We start from the raw sequence: 14,342 nt of genomic DNA, 5'->3' as shown, positions 1-14,342 counted from the left end.
CGAGGATATCGATTTCCATAGACAGAATCGAATTCCTCGGCTTCATCCTTCTAAGCTAGTGATATCGGCGGATTAGATCGCTATTCAACAGAGCATTCGAATCCGGTCGAATAAAGCTGTCCTTGTCGTTCTCCGTTCCGCCGCGTTAGGCGCCGCTTTCCTTCGAGATCGAAGGTCGGGGCCGGGACGAGGCGGGGCGGACAGTCGCGCTCGAGTCGCCCCGGCGTCAGTCGATCCGGATCGCGGGTTTCCCCGGGCGTGCCTTCCCGCCCGCCGCGCCGTCGTCGGCGCGTCGCACCCGCACGTCGGCGTCGAATTCGTCCCGGACGAGCCAGGCTGCCCGCTCGAGCAGCGCGTGCTCGTGGTCGGGGCCGAGAGCGGCCGCCCCGGAGTCGGATCCCGACGAGGACTCGCCTCGAGCGTCCGCCGCGTCGCTTCGCTCGAGGAACCGGGCGATAGCTTCGCGAGTCGGCGTGTCGAGTTCGGGATCGCTCTCGAGGGCGCCGGCGACGCGTTCGACCGCCGACCGCTGGTCATCACCGGGGCGGTCGCTGTCCGCGTTCGCGTCGCCTTCCCGGAGGAACTCCATCGTCCGGTACTTCCACTCGTCGGCGACGATCAGGTCGATCCGTTCGGGGTCGTCGATCGCGGCGACGTCGACGATGTCCCTGACGTCCTCGAGGGTGGTCTCCACGAGGCGGCGCTCGCGGCGGTAGTCGGGCGCGTGTGTGCCCTCTGTGTCGTCCGCAAACTCGCCGGGGTCCGGCCAGTCGGCCTCGGCCACCAGCCCGTCGCCCCGGAGCTTGTTCCACAGTTCCTCGCCGAGGTGCGGGGCCATCGGGGCGATCAGCGCGGCCAGCGTCAGCAGGCCGCGCCGGTTGATCTCCTCGTGGGGACGACCGAACCCCCGGTAGCGGCGCAACAGGCCCGCGAGTTCCTGAATCTCGGTCGCGGCCCGGTGGAACCGGAACCGCTCGTACTCCTCGGTCGTCGCCGCGATCGTCCGGTCGATCTCCCGGTCGACGTACTCGTCCCGCGGGAGCCGCTCGCTCCGCCCGGACTCGCCTTCGACGAACGAGGTGACCATCCCGTACAGCGTCTGCTGGAGGTCGTAGGCCCCGCGGACGTCGTTCGCGGTCCACTCGAAGTCCTGTTCGGGGTGGGCCGCCGAGAGGACGAACAGCCGGGTCGTCTCCGCGCCGTACTCCTCGGGTGCGACGGCGTTGCCCTTCGAACTGGACATCTTCTCGCCCTCGTACAGCACCGTCCCCTGGCTCTCGAGTTCCCGGAACGGCTCCCGACAGTCCAACAGCCCGATGTCGGTCAGCGCCTTCGCGAAGAACCGAGCGTACAGCAGGTGTAGCGTCGCGTGTTCGTCGCCGCCGACGTAGACGTCGACCGGGAGCCACTCCTCGGCCCGGTCCGGGTCGAACGGAGCGTCCTCGAGGTCGGGCGAGAGGAATCGCAGGAAGTACCACGAGGAGTCGACGAAGGTGTCCATCGTGTCGGTCTCGCGGCGCGCGGGCCCGCCACACTCCGGACACTCCGTCTCGCGGAAGGAGGCGTGTTCCTCGAGCGGGTTGCCCGTGGTCCGGACGAACTCGGGGAGTTCGACGGGGAGGTCCTCGTCGGGCACGAGGACGGGACCGCAGTCGTCACAGTGGACGACCGGGATCGGGGTTCCCCAGTACCGCTGCCGGGAGATCAGCCAGTCCCGTAGCCGGTAGGTGACGTCGGCCTCGAGGGCGTCGTAGTCCTCGAGCAGTCGCTCGCGGGCGGCCTCGGTCTCGAGACCGGTGTATTCGCCGCTCTCGGTCAGGGTACCGTGGTCGGTGTAGGGAAGTTGGTAGTCCGCGTCGTCCGCGTCGTTCGCGTCGTCCACGGGTTCGATCACCCGCTCGATCGGGATGTCGTGCTCGCGGGCGAACGCGTGGTCGCGCTCGTTGTGGCCCGGCACCCCCATCACCGCGCCCGTGCCGACGTCCTCGAGGACGTAGCCGGCGACGTAGACGGGCAGGGACTTGCCGGTCACGGGATTGATCGCCCTCGCGTCGGTCGCGACGCCGGAGTAGCCGACCTCGTCCGGCCCGCGGTCCCGTACCTCGTCGACGTACGCCTGCACCTCCTCGTCCTCGTCCCCGTCCCCGTCCTCGTCCTCCTCCTCCGCGAGGGCCCGCGCCAGGTCGTGACCCGGCGAAACCGCGAGGTAGGTCGCGCCGTGGATCGTCTCGGGCCGGGCGCTGAAGACGTCGACCGCCGTCGTCGCGCCGTCGAGGTCGACCTCGAAGGAGATCCTGGCTCCCTCGCGGCGGCCGATCCAGTTGCGCTGGATCTCCCGGACGCCGTCGGGCCACCCCTCGAGGTCGTCCAGCCTTTCGTCCAGTTCGTCGGCGTAGTCGGTGATGGTGAAGAACCACTGGTCGAGTTCCCGCCGGCCGACGGGCGTCTCGCAGCGCCAGCAGACGCGGTCGCCGGCCCCGCGTTCCCCATCGCGTTCGACGACCTGGGCGTCGGCCAGCACCGTCTCGCAGTCCGGACACCAGTCGACCGTCGCGGCGTCGTACTCGACCAGCCCCGCCTCGTGGAAGCGTTTGAACAGCCACTGGTTCCACCGGTAGTACGACGGCTCGCAGGTCGTGATCTCTCGGGACCAGTCGTAGCCGAACCCCAGCGTCTCGAGTTCCTCGCGCATCCGTCGGATGCAAGCCTGCGTCCAGGATTCGGGGTCGCTGGCCCGCTCGTAGGCGGCGTTCTCGGCGGGAAGGCCGAACGCGTCCCACCCCATCGGGTGGAGGACGTCGTCGCCGCACATCCGCCGATAGCGGGCGTACGCGTCCGCGATCGCGTAGTTGCGGACGTGGCCCATGTGGAGCGTCCCCGACGTGTAGGGGAACATCCCGAGGACGTAGGTCGGATCCGTCGCGTCGTCGGCAAGTTCGTACACGTCCTCCCGTTCCCAGACGTACTGCCAGAACTCCTGCACCTGCTCGTGATCGTACCCTGTCATTGCGTTCGATCGTTACTCTCTCTGGGTTGGCGTCTCATATCATTGTTCGGCCCCTTCCCCCTGCCCGGGAGCACGTCACCGTCGCCGGCGTCGAACCCACTCGAGGGCGGCCGCGCCGCCGGCGACGCTGGCGAGACCGAACCCGGCCCCCGGGCCGGTGAATCCGGGGATCGAGTCGTCCGCGTTCCCCACCGTCCCGTCGTCCCCGTCGTCAGCGTCCGCCGCCGACTCGTTCCCGTCGTCCCTGTCGACGCCCTCGAGGTCGAACGCGTCGGGATCGGTCAGCGATGGCGGGTCCGCCTGCTCGCCGGCCTCGATCGGGAACGTATAGAGCGCGCCCTCCATCGGCGCGTTGGGGATCGCCTGCGTACTGCTCGCGACGAAGGTCTCGCCGGGCTCGAGGACGCGTGCGGTCCAGAACCCGGCGACGTGGGGATCGCGCCACGCGGCGAGGCGCTCGGGGTCGTCTGGGTCGCTGACGTCGTGGATCGTCACGCCGCCGCGGTACCAGGCCGCGTAGAGCCGGTCGTTCCGGAGCTCGAAGTTGTGGGCGGTCGTCCACAGGCCGGCGTCGTAGCTCTCGTCGGCCGCCGCGAGGGCCTCGATCGACCCCCGGCTGACGGGATCCTCGGGATCGGAGACGTCGTAGAGGTCGATCCCGCCCGGCCCGTCGGGCTCCTCGCCGCCGGTCGCCCAGGCCTCCCGGCCGACGGCGAGCAGGTCGCCCGTCTCGTCGACCGTCGCGTAGTGGTCGTTGCCAGGCAGGCCCTGACGGATCTCGAGGTGGTTCTCGACGCTGCGCTGTGACTCGAGGTCCGTCTCGGAGACGTGCGAGATGTACTCGGGCTCGGCGGGGTCGGACACGTCAAGCAGGTAGGTGCCCGGGTTCCAGTGGGCGAGATACGCGACGTCGTCGTGAACGGAGACGTCGTGGAGGTAGCGGGCGATCCAGTCGACGTCGGCCCAGCCGGGTTCGTGCTCGAGCAGCGACCAGCGGCCGATCCGTTCGACGCCGTCGGCGACGTCGTAGACGACCAGCACGTTGTCCGAGGGATCGTTCCCGACGACGTAGAGGACGTCGTCCTCGAGGTAGCAGTTGTGGATGTGGAAGCCGGTCTCGTAGGGCTCGGCGACGAGTTCGGGATCGGCGGGATCGGAGACGTCGTAGCAACAGAACCCCTCGAATAGCCGGCCCGATGTGCGGTTCGCCGGTCCGGGAACCACCAGCCGCTGGCCGTCGACCGCGACGTCGAGGATCTCCAGCAGCGGTTCGCCGTCGACCTCGATGTCGTCCTCGAGAAAGAGAAGCTCCGGCGCGGTCGGGTCGCTCACGTCGACCGTCGCGAAACCGGTCGTGGTCGCCAGGTAGGCGACGTCGTCATCGTCGCCGACGACCGCCTCGGCGGCCCCCTCGATCTCGAGGCGGCCGAGGGGTTCGTATCCGGATTCGTCCTGACCCGATCCAACTCGCGGGGACGAGCCTGCCGTTGCTCGCGCGGATCGCGTGCCGACTACGGGGAGAGAGAGGGTGGAGGCGACGGCGGCACCGCTCCGCCGGAGGACCGTTCGCCGTTGCATACCAACCACCACGGAGGGGATGGCAAAATACCATCGGGTCGATCCGTGCCGCCGTCTTCCGGCAGGATCGGAGGCGTCGTCAATCCGCGAGCCGTTTCCGGTCGCCCGTCCCCTCGGTCATCGCGCTGGCCAGCGCCCCCTCGAGGACGACGTCGTCCCCGTGGTCAGTTACGCGGATCTCGGGGACGTTGGTCATCACCATCTCGGAGACGCGCTCGCGGATGCGGTCGACGACGAGTTCCTCGTTGTGCAAAGCGACCGCGCCGCCGAACGAGACCAGAAGGGGCGCGAACGAGTGGACCACGTTGGTGACGCCGATCGCGTTCCAGTGGGCAAGTTGGTCGATCGCGTAGTCGGCCAGGTCGTCCTCGCCGGCCAACTCGAAGACGTCTTTCGCCGTGAAGTCGGGGTCCTCGAGCGGGAGGTCGGTGTCGATCGTGGGGTCGTCCTCGGCCAGCAACCGCACGAAGTCGGGGATACCGTTGCCCGAGCAGTAGGCCTCCCAGTGGCCGTCGCGCCCGCAGCCACAGGTCAGCCGACCGCGCGGGTCGACGATGGCGTGGCCGACCTCCCCCGCGTTACCGTCCCAGCCGTCGAGGATCTCGCCGTCACAGCAGACCCCCGCGCCGATCCCCGAAGAGATCGTGATGTAGACCATATCGTCGGGGTTGCGATCGGCGTGAAACCGCTCGCCGATGACGCCGGCGGTCGTGTCGTTGTGGAGGTAGACCTCCTCGCTGTCGATCAGTTTCTCGATCGGGCCCGTAAGCGGGATGCGGTCGATCGAGTCCGGCAGGTTGGCTGGGTCGATCACCGCGCCCTCCGCGAGGTCGAACGGACCGATCGAGCCGATCCCCGCGGCAGTGATCGCGTCGGGAGCGATCCCGGCGTCGCCACACGCCTCACGGAGCGTTCGCAGGACGCCCTCAGTCACGTCGATGCCCGTCGGACCGCGTGGCGTGGCGTTACGGCTGATACCGATCGTGGTCCCGTCGCCGTCGGCGACGGCCGCCCGCAGGTTCGTCGCGCCGAGGTCGACGCCGGCGTAGTAGACCATCCTGTCTTAGAAACGACCGTCGGCGTACTTAACTACCCATATTACGACTCGGAGGCGAGTACTCTTCACACTCCGAACCGGGGCGGCCGGGTCCGCGCCGTCGACCCCTGGAGCGGCAGACCGCCCGGATTACTCCATTACGTCCAGATCCCGGAAGTACGTCACCGGACAGGGGGCCTGGAGGATGATGTCCTGTGAGACCGACCCGAGGACGGCCTTCTCCGCCGGCGAGCGGCGTCGACCGCCGACGACGATCCGGTCGGCGTCGACCGCTCGTGCCATGTCGACGACGGCGTCGCCGATCTCGCCGACGGAGCCGCGGATCTCGTAGTCGACGCCCGCCGCCGCGAACCGGTCCGCGAGGTCGCTTACCGGCGCGCGTTCGGCGGCGACCTCGTCGGGATCGACGTCCTCGAGGCGGGCCTCGAGGCCCAAGTCCTCGCGGAACTCCTCGTACTCCTGTGCGGTGAACGCGTGTCCGATCACTACCCGTGCTCCGAGCGGGTCCGCGATTTCGAGGACGGTCTCGGCGAGTTCCTCGGCCCGGACCGTGTCCATCGGCCCGACGGCCAGTAGCACCGTATCGATTGCCATGCTAACATGTTTCCACCACCGCGGGGATAAGTGTTCAGTTCGGCGCAGTATTCCGTTTCCGTCCCTCGAGGGCGACCGCGCCCACGTCGCTCTTTCACTCGGGACAAGAGACTTGGGTCCCGCGGAGAGCATCGACGGTATGAACCGTCGATCCATGCTGGCCGTCGCCGCCACCGCCGTCACGGGCGCCACGGCCGGCTGTGCCGGAAACGAGGACCCGCCGGCGGACTGTCGGCTATCCCACGAGGTCGTCGACTCGTCGGACGGCTACGGCGATCCGCACGAGACCTACGGGTACGGGGAGTTGAGCGACGAAGCCAAGCGGGCGGTCGACGCAGCCCTCGAGAACGGCAGCCACTCGACGACGGCCGACGACCCGGGCAGTGAACCGCCGGAGTTCCGTTACTGGGATACGACGACCCTCTACGCGGTGACTCGCGACGGCGAGACGTACTACCTGCTGACGTATTCGGGGGAGGGCTGTCAAAAGTGAAAAGTGAAAACTGAAAACTGAAACCGGGTGAGTTCGGCGAATCGAACGCTCTCGAGACGGTCCTCCGGCCTCACTCCGACGGCCCAGCAGCCGTTCCGGGCGGCATCAGCGTCGAGATCCGCGCGTTCTCCTTGAGCCGGAGGCCGCCGTCGGCGACCGTAAGCGGGATCAGCGGGAGGTGCGAGACCACCTGCATCGACGGGTGCGAGCCGCCGCGAGCGAGCAGTTCGTTCCGGGGCTGGAGCCACAGCGGCTCCTCCGCGTCGGTGAGGAACTCGTTGTGCTGGACGACGTACTGGCCGCCCTCGAGGTCCCACCACCCGTACTCGTCGTCCGGATCGCGGAGGGTGGTCTCGACCGGTTCGAGGTCGGCGTCCTCGAGTTCGTCGCCGCCGAAGTCGATCCGGCCGGGACCGGCGACGCGGTAGATCGCGCTCGCGGTGAGGTCGATCCCGTGCTCGTGGACCTGTACGGGTTCGTACACCAGGTTGTCGACGGCGTCGACCAGCGGGTGTTCGCGTTCGTGTTCGGCGGACATTCGGTCGAAACTGACGACGCCGAGCGTCAAAAAACGTACCGTCCCCGCCGACGCGACGGGGCGGCGCTGCCGCGAGACGAAACGGTATCCCGGGGGAGCGCGAACCCGGGCGTATGAGTACGGATCGAAACGCGGACGGGATCGATGAAACGGTCGCGGTCGACGCGGAGCGCCTCCGCTCCGACCTCGAGCGAAACGCGGAGTTCGGCGCGATCGACGCCGAGGAGGGGCGGGGCCGGACGGTCCTCACCGGTACGGAGCCGAACCGCCGGGCTCGAGACTACCTCGTCGATCGCCTCGAGGACGCGGGCCTCGGCGTCTCGGTCGACGCCGTGGGGAACGTCGTCGGCACCTGGACCCCCGATTCGGCCGACCCCGACGCGGCGCCGGTCGCGGCCGGGAGCCACCTCGACTCGGTGCCCGAAGGCGGCATCTTCGACGGCCCGCTGGGCGTCTATGCCGCGATCGAGGCGGTCCGGACGCTGCAGGAAAGCGACGTCGAACCCACGCGGCCGGTCGCCGTCGTCTCGTTCACCGAAGAGGAGGGAACCCGGTTCGGCGGCGGGATGCTCGGGTCGTCGGTCGCGACCGGCTACCGCTCCGTCGAGGACGCGCTCGCGGCGACGAACGACGAGGGGACGACTCTCGAGGACGCGCTCGCTGAGATCGGCTACCGCGGGGAGGGCCGGCTCGAGGCCGGCGAGTGGGACGCCTTCCTCGAACTCCACGTCGAGCAGGACACGCGACTCGAGGAGCGCGGGATTCCGGTCGGCGTCGTCTCGACGATCACGGGCATCGTCCACGCGACCGCGCGGTTCGTCGGGGAAGCCGACCACGCGGGGACGACGGCGATGGCTGATCGGACGGACGCGCTGGCGGCGGCAAGCGAGTTCGTCCTGGACGTAGAGCGGGCGGGGCGGGAGTTCGCGATGGAGTCCGGAACCGCCGTCGCCACCGTCGGCCAGAGTCACGTCAGGCCGAACGCGACCAACGTCGTCCCCGGCGCGGTCGAACTGGGCGTCGACGTCCGGGACGTCGAGGCCGCGACGATGGACCGGCTCCTCGAGCGCGCCCGCCGCTGCCTCGCCCGCCTCGAGGCCGACCGCGGCGTCGAGACCGACCTCGAGGTCGAACTCGAGGTGGAGCCGGCCCCGATGAGCGAGCGGTGCCGGGGGGCGTTAGCGGCGGGAGCCGACGCCGCGGGCGTCGAGTCGACGTCGCTGCACTCCGGCGCGGCCCACGACGCGATGTACGTCTCGCGGGTGACCGACGCCGGGATGCTCTTCGCGCCGTCCGAGGACGGGCTCTCGCACACACCCCGGGAGTGGACCGACTGGGAGGACTGTGCGACCGCGACGCGCGTGCTCGCCGGGGCGATCGCACGTCTCGCCGGGGAGTAGGCTCGATTCGTCCCCGGACTTGATGTGTCCGGCCGCGTACCGTCGGACATGGTCGACGTACTTGCCGACGAGATCGAAGCGTTCGCCCGGGCCGTCGGTCCGGACCCGGACGAGACGCTCGTCGAGATGGACGAGTTCGCCAGGCGCGAGGGGTTCCCCCACGTCGGTCCCGAGGTCGGGGCCGTCCTCCGCCTGCTCGCCCGGCTGACCGACGCCGAGCGGATCTTCGAGTTCGGCTCTGGCTACGGCTACTCCGCGTACTGGTTCGCCGAGGCCCTGCCCGACGACGGCGAGATCGTTCTGACCGAAGTCGACGAGGACGAACTCGAGATGGCCCGCGAGTACATGGCTGCGGGCGGTTACGACGACCTCGCCCGGTACGAACTCGGAGATGCCCTCGAGACGATCGAAACCTACGACGGCCCGTTCGACGCCGTGTTGATCGACCACCAGAAACACCGGTACGTGGACGCCTTCGAGGCCGTCCGCTCGAAGGTCCCACAGGGGGGCGTCGTCGTCGCGGACAACGCCGTGACTGCCGGGATCATCGAGTTCGACAAACTGCGAGAAATCCTCGAGGAGGAGGCCGATCCCGACGCGCTCGAGGCCAACGAACACACCAGGGGGATCGCCGACTACCTGGCGCGGGTGCGGGAAGATCCGGAGTTCGAGACCGTCCTCCTGCCGCTGGGGGAGGGGATCGCGGTCAGCTACCGCGTCGCGTAGTGCCGGTCTCGCCCTCGAGAACCTGTTCTTCGGCGTCGACCTGCGTTCCGGCCGAGGCACCGTACTCCCGGGCGGCGAGGAAGGCGGTCGAACCGCAAGCCGTCAGGAAGGTCCCCCACGTGATCGCGGTCAGCGAGAGGACGAGCGTCCCGGTCGGCCCGGGGACGGCCGCGCCGACCGTCTCGAGGCCGACGGCGTGGAGGCCGGCGACACCGAGGAACCCTGCCCAGAGGGCGACCGACAGCTGGGCGAGGGTTCGGCGCGAGACGGCCTTCGCGTACAGCGCGAGCAGGTAGACGCCGCCAATCGCCAGCGCCGTCGCTCCGAGCGTCGGAACGATCGCGTCGGTACTGGCGGTCGCGCCGCCCGCGACGACGAAGGAGGCGAACGATGCGGCGATCGAGAGCCGACCCGTTTCCGAGTCCGAGCCCGAACTGGTGGTGGCGTGGATCACGTCGTGCACCGCCTTGCCGGCAGGTGTAGGCGATCGGATATATAGTTGTTGGTCGGATCAAACCTCGTCGGCCGCCGGGAGCGTCACGTAGAACGTCGTTCCCTCTCCGGGTTCCGACTCGACGGCGATCTCGCCGCCGTGGCGCTCGACGATCCGCTTGCACAGCGCCAGTCCGATCCCGGTGCCGGACCCCCGCCCGGCACCCTCGAGCCGCTGGAACACCTCGAAGATCCGCTCCTGGTCATCGGGATCGATCCCGACCCCCTCGTCGCTGACCGCGACGGTCCAGGTCCCCTCGCCGGGGTTTTCCGCCGCGGTGACCTCGATCCGCGGCGGTTCGTCGCCGCTGTACTCGACGGCGTTGGACAGCAGGTTCTGGAACACCTGCCGAAGTTGATCGCCGTCGCCGCGCACGCGCGGGAGCGACCCCACTTCGACCTCCGCGTCCGACTCGGCGAGTTGCACCGTCAGGTCGTCCCGAACGTCCTCGAGGACGTCCTCGAGGTCGATCGGCTCGAGCGGCTCTCCGCGGGTCTCGACCCGCGAGTACTCCAGCAGGCCGTCGATCATCGCCTTCATCCGGTCGGCCCCGTCGATCGCGTACGCCAGGAACTCCTCGCCGTCCTCGTCCAGGTGCTCGCCGTACCGCCGCTCGAGCAACTGCAGATAACTCGAGACCATCCGCAACGGCTCCTGCAGGTCGTGCGACGCCGCGTACGCGAACTGCTCCAGCCGCTCGTTCGACTCCTCGAGCTTGCGCTGGTACTCGTTGCGTTCGGTGACGTCCCGGGCGACGACCATGCCCGCGTCGACCTCCTCGCCGATCCGGACCGGGAGCGTCCGGGCGGACAGTTCCCGGCCGCGGTAATCGACCTCGAAGGTGCGCTCTTCCCCCTCGAGAGCGGCTCGGAAGTGGGGTTCGATCTCCTCGACGAGTTCCTCGGAGTACCGCTCGGCGACCGTCTGTCCGGTCACGTTCTCCGGGTCGGTGCCGACGGCCTCGAGCAGCCCGCCCCCGGCGGCCGTATACTCCAGGTCCTCGTCGTAGAGGGCGACGATCCCCTCGGGGAAGTTCTGTACGAGGGTCCGGTACCGCTGCTCGCTGGCCTCGAGTTGCCGCTCGCGTTCCTTGCGCTCGGTGACGTCGCGGACGACGCCGATCCGCTCGCGTTCGCCGTCGATCCGGCGCAGGCTCGTGACCGTCGCTTCGACCGGGACGGGGTCGCCGGACGCGCTCTCGATTTCGGTCTCGATCGTCGACGCGTCGTCGTCGTCGGCTACCTCCCTGGCATGTTCCATGACCGACTCGTTGACGATCAGCGAGGCGTGGGCGCCGACCAGTTCCTCGCGGTCGTAGCCGGTGATCTCCGTATAGGCCTCGTTGACAGTGGTGAACCGCTCGTCGCCACCGAGCACGTAGATGCCGTCCTCGACGGTCTCGACGATCGTCTCGTATCGCCTGAGTTCCCGTTCCCGTTCCTTGCGCTCGGTGACGTTCCGGAAGTACACCGAGAGTCCGGTCTCGGAGGGGTAGACGTTGAACTCGAGCCACGAGTCGAGCGCGTCGACGTACCGCTCGAAACTGACCGGCCGCTGGGTCCGCATGGCGTCGCGGAACCGACGCCGAACGGGATCCGTCTTCCCGGGGTACAGCTCCCACAGGGTCTCGCCGAGGAGGCCGTCCGGTTGCCCGGAGCGGCCGAGAATCTCGGCCGCCCGCTCGTTGGCGTGGGTGAACCGCCAGTCGCTGTCGACGGCGACGAACGCGTCCGAGACGCGACCCAGAATCTCGCTCAGTTGGGTCTCGAGTTCGCTCTTCCGGCGCTCGAGTCGGCGCTCACGTTGCTTGCGCTCGGTGACCTCCTCCGCGGCGATGACGACGCGTTCGACGGCGCCGTCGGGGTCGATGACCGGTGCCGCGTTGACGGAGAACCACCGCTGACGTCCCGTCTCGTCCTCCAGAACGAGTTCGTCCCCGACGACCGGTTCCCCGGACCGTCTGGCACGAGCCGACGGTGCGTCCGCCGCCTCGAGGGGATCGCCCTCGGCGTCGTAGACCTCCCGGTCCCCGGTCGCTATCTCCTCGAAGCTCATTCCCGCCGGCAGGCCGAGCGAGTCCGTCGCGTAGCGGTTCGCGAGGACCGTCCCGCCGTCGGCGTCCTCGACGGCGATCCCGACCGGTGCCGTCCGCAGGAGTTCCTCGGTCTGGGCCTGCTCGCGTTGCAGCCGTCGTTCGTGTCCGAGTCGATCGAAGATCACCTCGAGGCTCGAGGCGACGACCTTCGAAAGCGAGACTTCCTCGTCGCCGAACGCGCCGGCACGCTCGGAGCCGACGATGACCACCCCGTGGTCTCCGATCGGGAGGACGATCTCGCTGCGGATCGGCGTCTCCGGGTTGAAGACGTCCGGGGCGGCCCGGACGTCCTCGTAAAGCTCGAGTTCGCCGGTTTCGAAGACCCGCCAGGCGACCCCATCGCCCGCGTCGAACGCGGGCAGGTCGTCGAACAGTTCCTCGGCGCGGTCGGACTTGGCGGTCGGTCGAAGCGTCTCCCCCTCCTCGTCGTACCGGTAGACGCCGTTGATCTCGAGGCCGAGGACGTCCTGCAGGCTTCGACACGCCCGTTCGGCGACCTCGTCCCAGGTGTCACACTCGAGCCAGTCGCGGACGGCCTCGTTCAGCCGGCGCAACTGCAACGCGCGCCGGCGCTGCTCGGTCACGTCGTAGTAGAGTTCCACCCGGCCACCCTCGTAGGGGCCGCTCTCGATCGGTTTGCTCCGGTGCTCGAGCCAGCGCACCCCGTCGTCGCTCCCGCCGGTCACCCGGCATTCGAAGCGTTCGACGCTGCTGTTGTCGTCGTACGTCGCGAGAACGGTGTCGACGAACTCCCCGGCGTCCTCGTCGGCGATGCGTTCGCGGATCACTCCCTCGACGAGGTCCCGTTTGCTCCGCCCGACGACGTCGCCCCGCTCGATGCCGAAGTACCGCTCCGTCGCCTCGTTGAGCCAGGCGACGTCGAAATCGGAGTCGAGAACGAACGCGCCGACGTTCGCCGTCTCGAGGGCCTCCATGATCGGATCGATCGCCGCGGATGCCGTCGGCCCGGCCTCGGCGTCGTCGTCTCGGACCATCGGCCGGACGATGCCGAACCCGCGGCTCTCGTCGGTCTCGCCGGCGCCGCCGTCCGATCGGGGTTCCCGGCCGTCGTTCAGCCGGAGGGTACACGGGATCGGGTCGTCGCGACGGGTCCGAATCGTGATCTCGAGTTCGGTTATGCCGTCCTCGTCGTCGCCGTCGCCGTCGCCGTCCGCGTCTCCCTCTTTCTCCGCCAGTGCCGCCTCGAGAAGCTCGCGGTCTGAGTCCGCCGCCAGGTCGGCGACGGAATTGCCCAGCAATCGGTCGCGGCTTCCGTTTCGCTTCGCCTGCTCGTTCGCTTCGGGATCGAGTCCGACCAACTCGGCGAGATCGTCGTCGATCGCGACGATGCGACCGTCGCCGTCGAACTGGAAGACGCCGCCGTCGACGGTCTCGACGAGGGTCCGGAACTGCCGGCAGGATGGGGGTTCCCCGCCGACGACCCGGACCCGTCGCTCGCTCGAGTTGCCACGATCGCTCATTGCCGGTTCCAAGACGCTTGGCCGGATAAGTTCACCGCTCGTTACGGGAGAAAATCCCGCTTGCCGTCGTCGGCTGTCCTCTCGTCGCGCGCCGACGCTCGCGGGGCCTTATACGGTTTACTGTAAGTCAGTTCCGGCGCAACCGCCGCCCGGGTCGCGGTTGTGCCGGTACATCGTTACAGTAATCCGTATTACGGGGACTGCGTGACCGGCGGCAACTGAACGTGGTCGAACCAGAACCGCTCGATCAACTCCGCGATTGCCACGAACCCGTCGAGATCCGTCGGCTTCGTGAGGTACGCGTTCGCCGACGCCTCGTAACAGCGGCGGACGTCGTCCGCGTCGTCCGAGCCGGTGAGCATGATCACGGGGAGACACCGGAGCTGTGGATCCGCTCTGATCGCCTCGAGCAGTTCGCAGCCGTCCTTCCCCGGGAGCTGCAGATCCACGAGCGCGAGATCCGGGAGCGCATCCGGGTCGGCGTTTCCGGCCCGTTTCAGGTAGTGGAGCGCCTCGTAGCCGTCGTCGGCGACCCGGAGACGGGTGTCTCCCTCGGTCGCTGCGAACGCCTCCTCCACGAGGGTAGCGTCGCCCGGATCGTCTTCGACCAGGAGGACGTCGCCCTGAGTATCCGCGGACATTCAGTGACTCGAGCGAGACGTGCGGCAACGATCGATGGCCCCGATGACGTCGATGCCGCGGTCGTCCGGTATGGACCCCGCGACGTGGTCGGCCGTTGTCGGCCGGCGGCAGGTCTCCCCGCGGTAGCGACTCGATCCCCTTCCGTCGCGGGAACCTGCGGAGACTGCGGCCGGCCCTTCCCCCATCGGTCTACCGGTGCTCCCGTCGCCGTACTGCATGCGTCGTCCCATCGATACGT

General features: G+C 68.8%; 11 protein-coding genes. 3 read left to right on the top strand and 8 right to left on the bottom strand.

What is annotated here, in order from left to right:
* Positions 1 to 226: 226 nt before the first annotated feature.
* The 4 genes from leuS to BM113_RS10750 all read right to left on the bottom strand — a co-directional run bounded on the left by leuS (position 227) and on the right by BM113_RS10750 (position 6,236).
* Positions 227 to 3,007 carry a leucine--tRNA ligase gene (leuS, locus tag BM113_RS10765; RefSeq protein ID WP_089787855.1) on the bottom strand — a complete coding sequence of 927 codons (2,781 nt, stop codon included), beginning with the start codon at positions 3,005 to 3,007 and terminating at the stop codon, positions 227 to 229.
* A 75-nt stretch (positions 3,008 to 3,082) separates the two neighbouring features.
* A complete protein-coding gene (locus BM113_RS10760) occupies positions 3,083 to 4,585 on the bottom strand; it encodes an LVIVD repeat-containing protein (protein ID WP_089787853.1) in 1,503 nt (500 codons plus the stop codon).
* A 79-nt stretch (positions 4,586 to 4,664) separates the two neighbouring features.
* Complete coding sequence (locus tag BM113_RS10755; RefSeq protein WP_007140634.1) at positions 4,665 to 5,642, bottom strand: ROK family protein; 978 nt, start codon at positions 5,640 to 5,642, stop codon at positions 4,665 to 4,667.
* A gap of 129 nt (positions 5,643 to 5,771) precedes the next feature.
* Positions 5,772 to 6,236 (bottom strand): universal stress protein, encoded by a 465-nt coding sequence (locus tag BM113_RS10750; protein WP_089787850.1) that lies wholly within the window; start codon positions 6,234 to 6,236, stop codon positions 5,772 to 5,774.
* Between the two features lie 139 nt (positions 6,237 to 6,375).
* Here BM113_RS10750 and BM113_RS10745 point away from each other — a divergent pair, with 139 nt between their 5' ends.
* Positions 6,376 to 6,729, top strand: a complete 354-nt coding sequence (locus BM113_RS10745) for a DUF7979 domain-containing protein (protein WP_245758023.1) — start codon at positions 6,376 to 6,378, stop codon at positions 6,727 to 6,729.
* A gap of 70 nt (positions 6,730 to 6,799) precedes the next feature.
* Here BM113_RS10745 and BM113_RS10740 read toward each other — a convergent pair whose 3' ends face one another.
* On the bottom strand, positions 6,800 to 7,267 hold the full coding sequence (locus BM113_RS10740; protein ID WP_089787890.1) for a dCTP deaminase/dUTPase family protein: 468 nt from the start codon (positions 7,265 to 7,267) through the stop codon (positions 6,800 to 6,802).
* A 113-nt stretch (positions 7,268 to 7,380) separates the two neighbouring features.
* Here BM113_RS10740 and BM113_RS10735 point away from each other — a divergent pair, with 113 nt between their 5' ends.
* Positions 7,381 to 8,667 carry a Zn-dependent hydrolase gene (locus BM113_RS10735; RefSeq protein ID WP_089787846.1) on the top strand — a complete coding sequence of 429 codons (1,287 nt, stop codon included), beginning with the start codon at positions 7,381 to 7,383 and terminating at the stop codon, positions 8,665 to 8,667.
* A gap of 48 nt (positions 8,668 to 8,715) precedes the next feature.
* Positions 8,716 to 9,393 carry an O-methyltransferase gene (locus tag BM113_RS10730; protein ID WP_089787844.1) on the top strand — a complete coding sequence of 226 codons (678 nt, stop codon included), beginning with the start codon at positions 8,716 to 8,718 and terminating at the stop codon, positions 9,391 to 9,393.
* On the opposite strand, the gene BM113_RS10725 is transcribed toward BM113_RS10730, so the two are convergent.
* From BM113_RS10725 to BM113_RS10715, 3 genes are all read right to left on the bottom strand, one after another.
* On the bottom strand, positions 9,374 to 9,856 hold the full coding sequence (locus BM113_RS10725) for a hypothetical protein (RefSeq protein WP_089787842.1): 483 nt from the start codon (positions 9,854 to 9,856) through the stop codon (positions 9,374 to 9,376). The two genes, BM113_RS10730 and BM113_RS10725, sit on opposite strands and share 20 nt — an antisense overlap.
* 48 nt (positions 9,857 to 9,904) lie before the next feature.
* A complete protein-coding gene (locus tag BM113_RS10720; protein WP_089787840.1) occupies positions 9,905 to 13,462 on the bottom strand; it encodes a PAS domain S-box protein in 3,558 nt (1,185 codons plus the stop codon).
* A gap of 191 nt (positions 13,463 to 13,653) precedes the next feature.
* On the bottom strand, positions 13,654 to 14,103 hold the full coding sequence (locus BM113_RS10715; protein ID WP_089787838.1) for a response regulator: 450 nt from the start codon (positions 14,101 to 14,103) through the stop codon (positions 13,654 to 13,656).
* Positions 14,104 to 14,342 lie beyond the last annotated feature (239 nt).

It is taken from the genome of Natronobacterium haloterrestre, from assembly GCF_900112205.1.
GTDB lineage: Archaea > Halobacteriota > Halobacteria > Halobacteriales > Natrialbaceae > Natronobacterium > Natronobacterium haloterrestre.
This window is presented reverse-complemented; position numbering and strand designations above follow the sequence as displayed.

What these genes read in the sequence shown, in the direction of transcription:
- leuS (WP_089787855.1), bottom strand. Translation starts at nt 3,007, where the DNA reads ATGACAGGGTACGATCACGAGCAGGTGCAGGAGTTCTGGCAGTACGTC.
- BM113_RS10715 (WP_089787838.1), bottom strand. Translation starts at nt 14,103, where the DNA reads ATGTCCGCGGATACTCAGGGCGACGTCCTCCTGGTCGAAGACGATCCG.
- BM113_RS10730 (WP_089787844.1), top strand. Translation starts at nt 8,716, where the DNA reads ATGGTCGACGTACTTGCCGACGAGATCGAAGCGTTCGCCCGGGCCGTC.
- BM113_RS10740 (WP_089787890.1), bottom strand. Translation starts at nt 7,267, where the DNA reads ATGTCCGCCGAACACGAACGCGAACACCCGCTGGTCGACGCCGTCGAC.
- BM113_RS10745 (WP_245758023.1), top strand. Translation starts at nt 6,376, where the DNA reads ATGAACCGTCGATCCATGCTGGCCGTCGCCGCCACCGCCGTCACGGGC.
- BM113_RS10760 (WP_089787853.1), bottom strand. Translation starts at nt 4,585, where the DNA reads ATGCAACGGCGAACGGTCCTCCGGCGGAGCGGTGCCGCCGTCGCCTCC.
- BM113_RS10750 (WP_089787850.1), bottom strand. Translation starts at nt 6,236, where the DNA reads ATGGCAATCGATACGGTGCTACTGGCCGTCGGGCCGATGGACACGGTC.
- BM113_RS10755 (WP_007140634.1), bottom strand. Translation starts at nt 5,642, where the DNA reads ATGGTCTACTACGCCGGCGTCGACCTCGGCGCGACGAACCTGCGGGCG.
- BM113_RS10735 (WP_089787846.1), top strand. Translation starts at nt 7,381, where the DNA reads ATGAGTACGGATCGAAACGCGGACGGGATCGATGAAACGGTCGCGGTC.
- BM113_RS10720 (WP_089787840.1), bottom strand. Translation starts at nt 13,462, where the DNA reads ATGAGCGATCGTGGCAACTCGAGCGAGCGACGGGTCCGGGTCGTCGGC.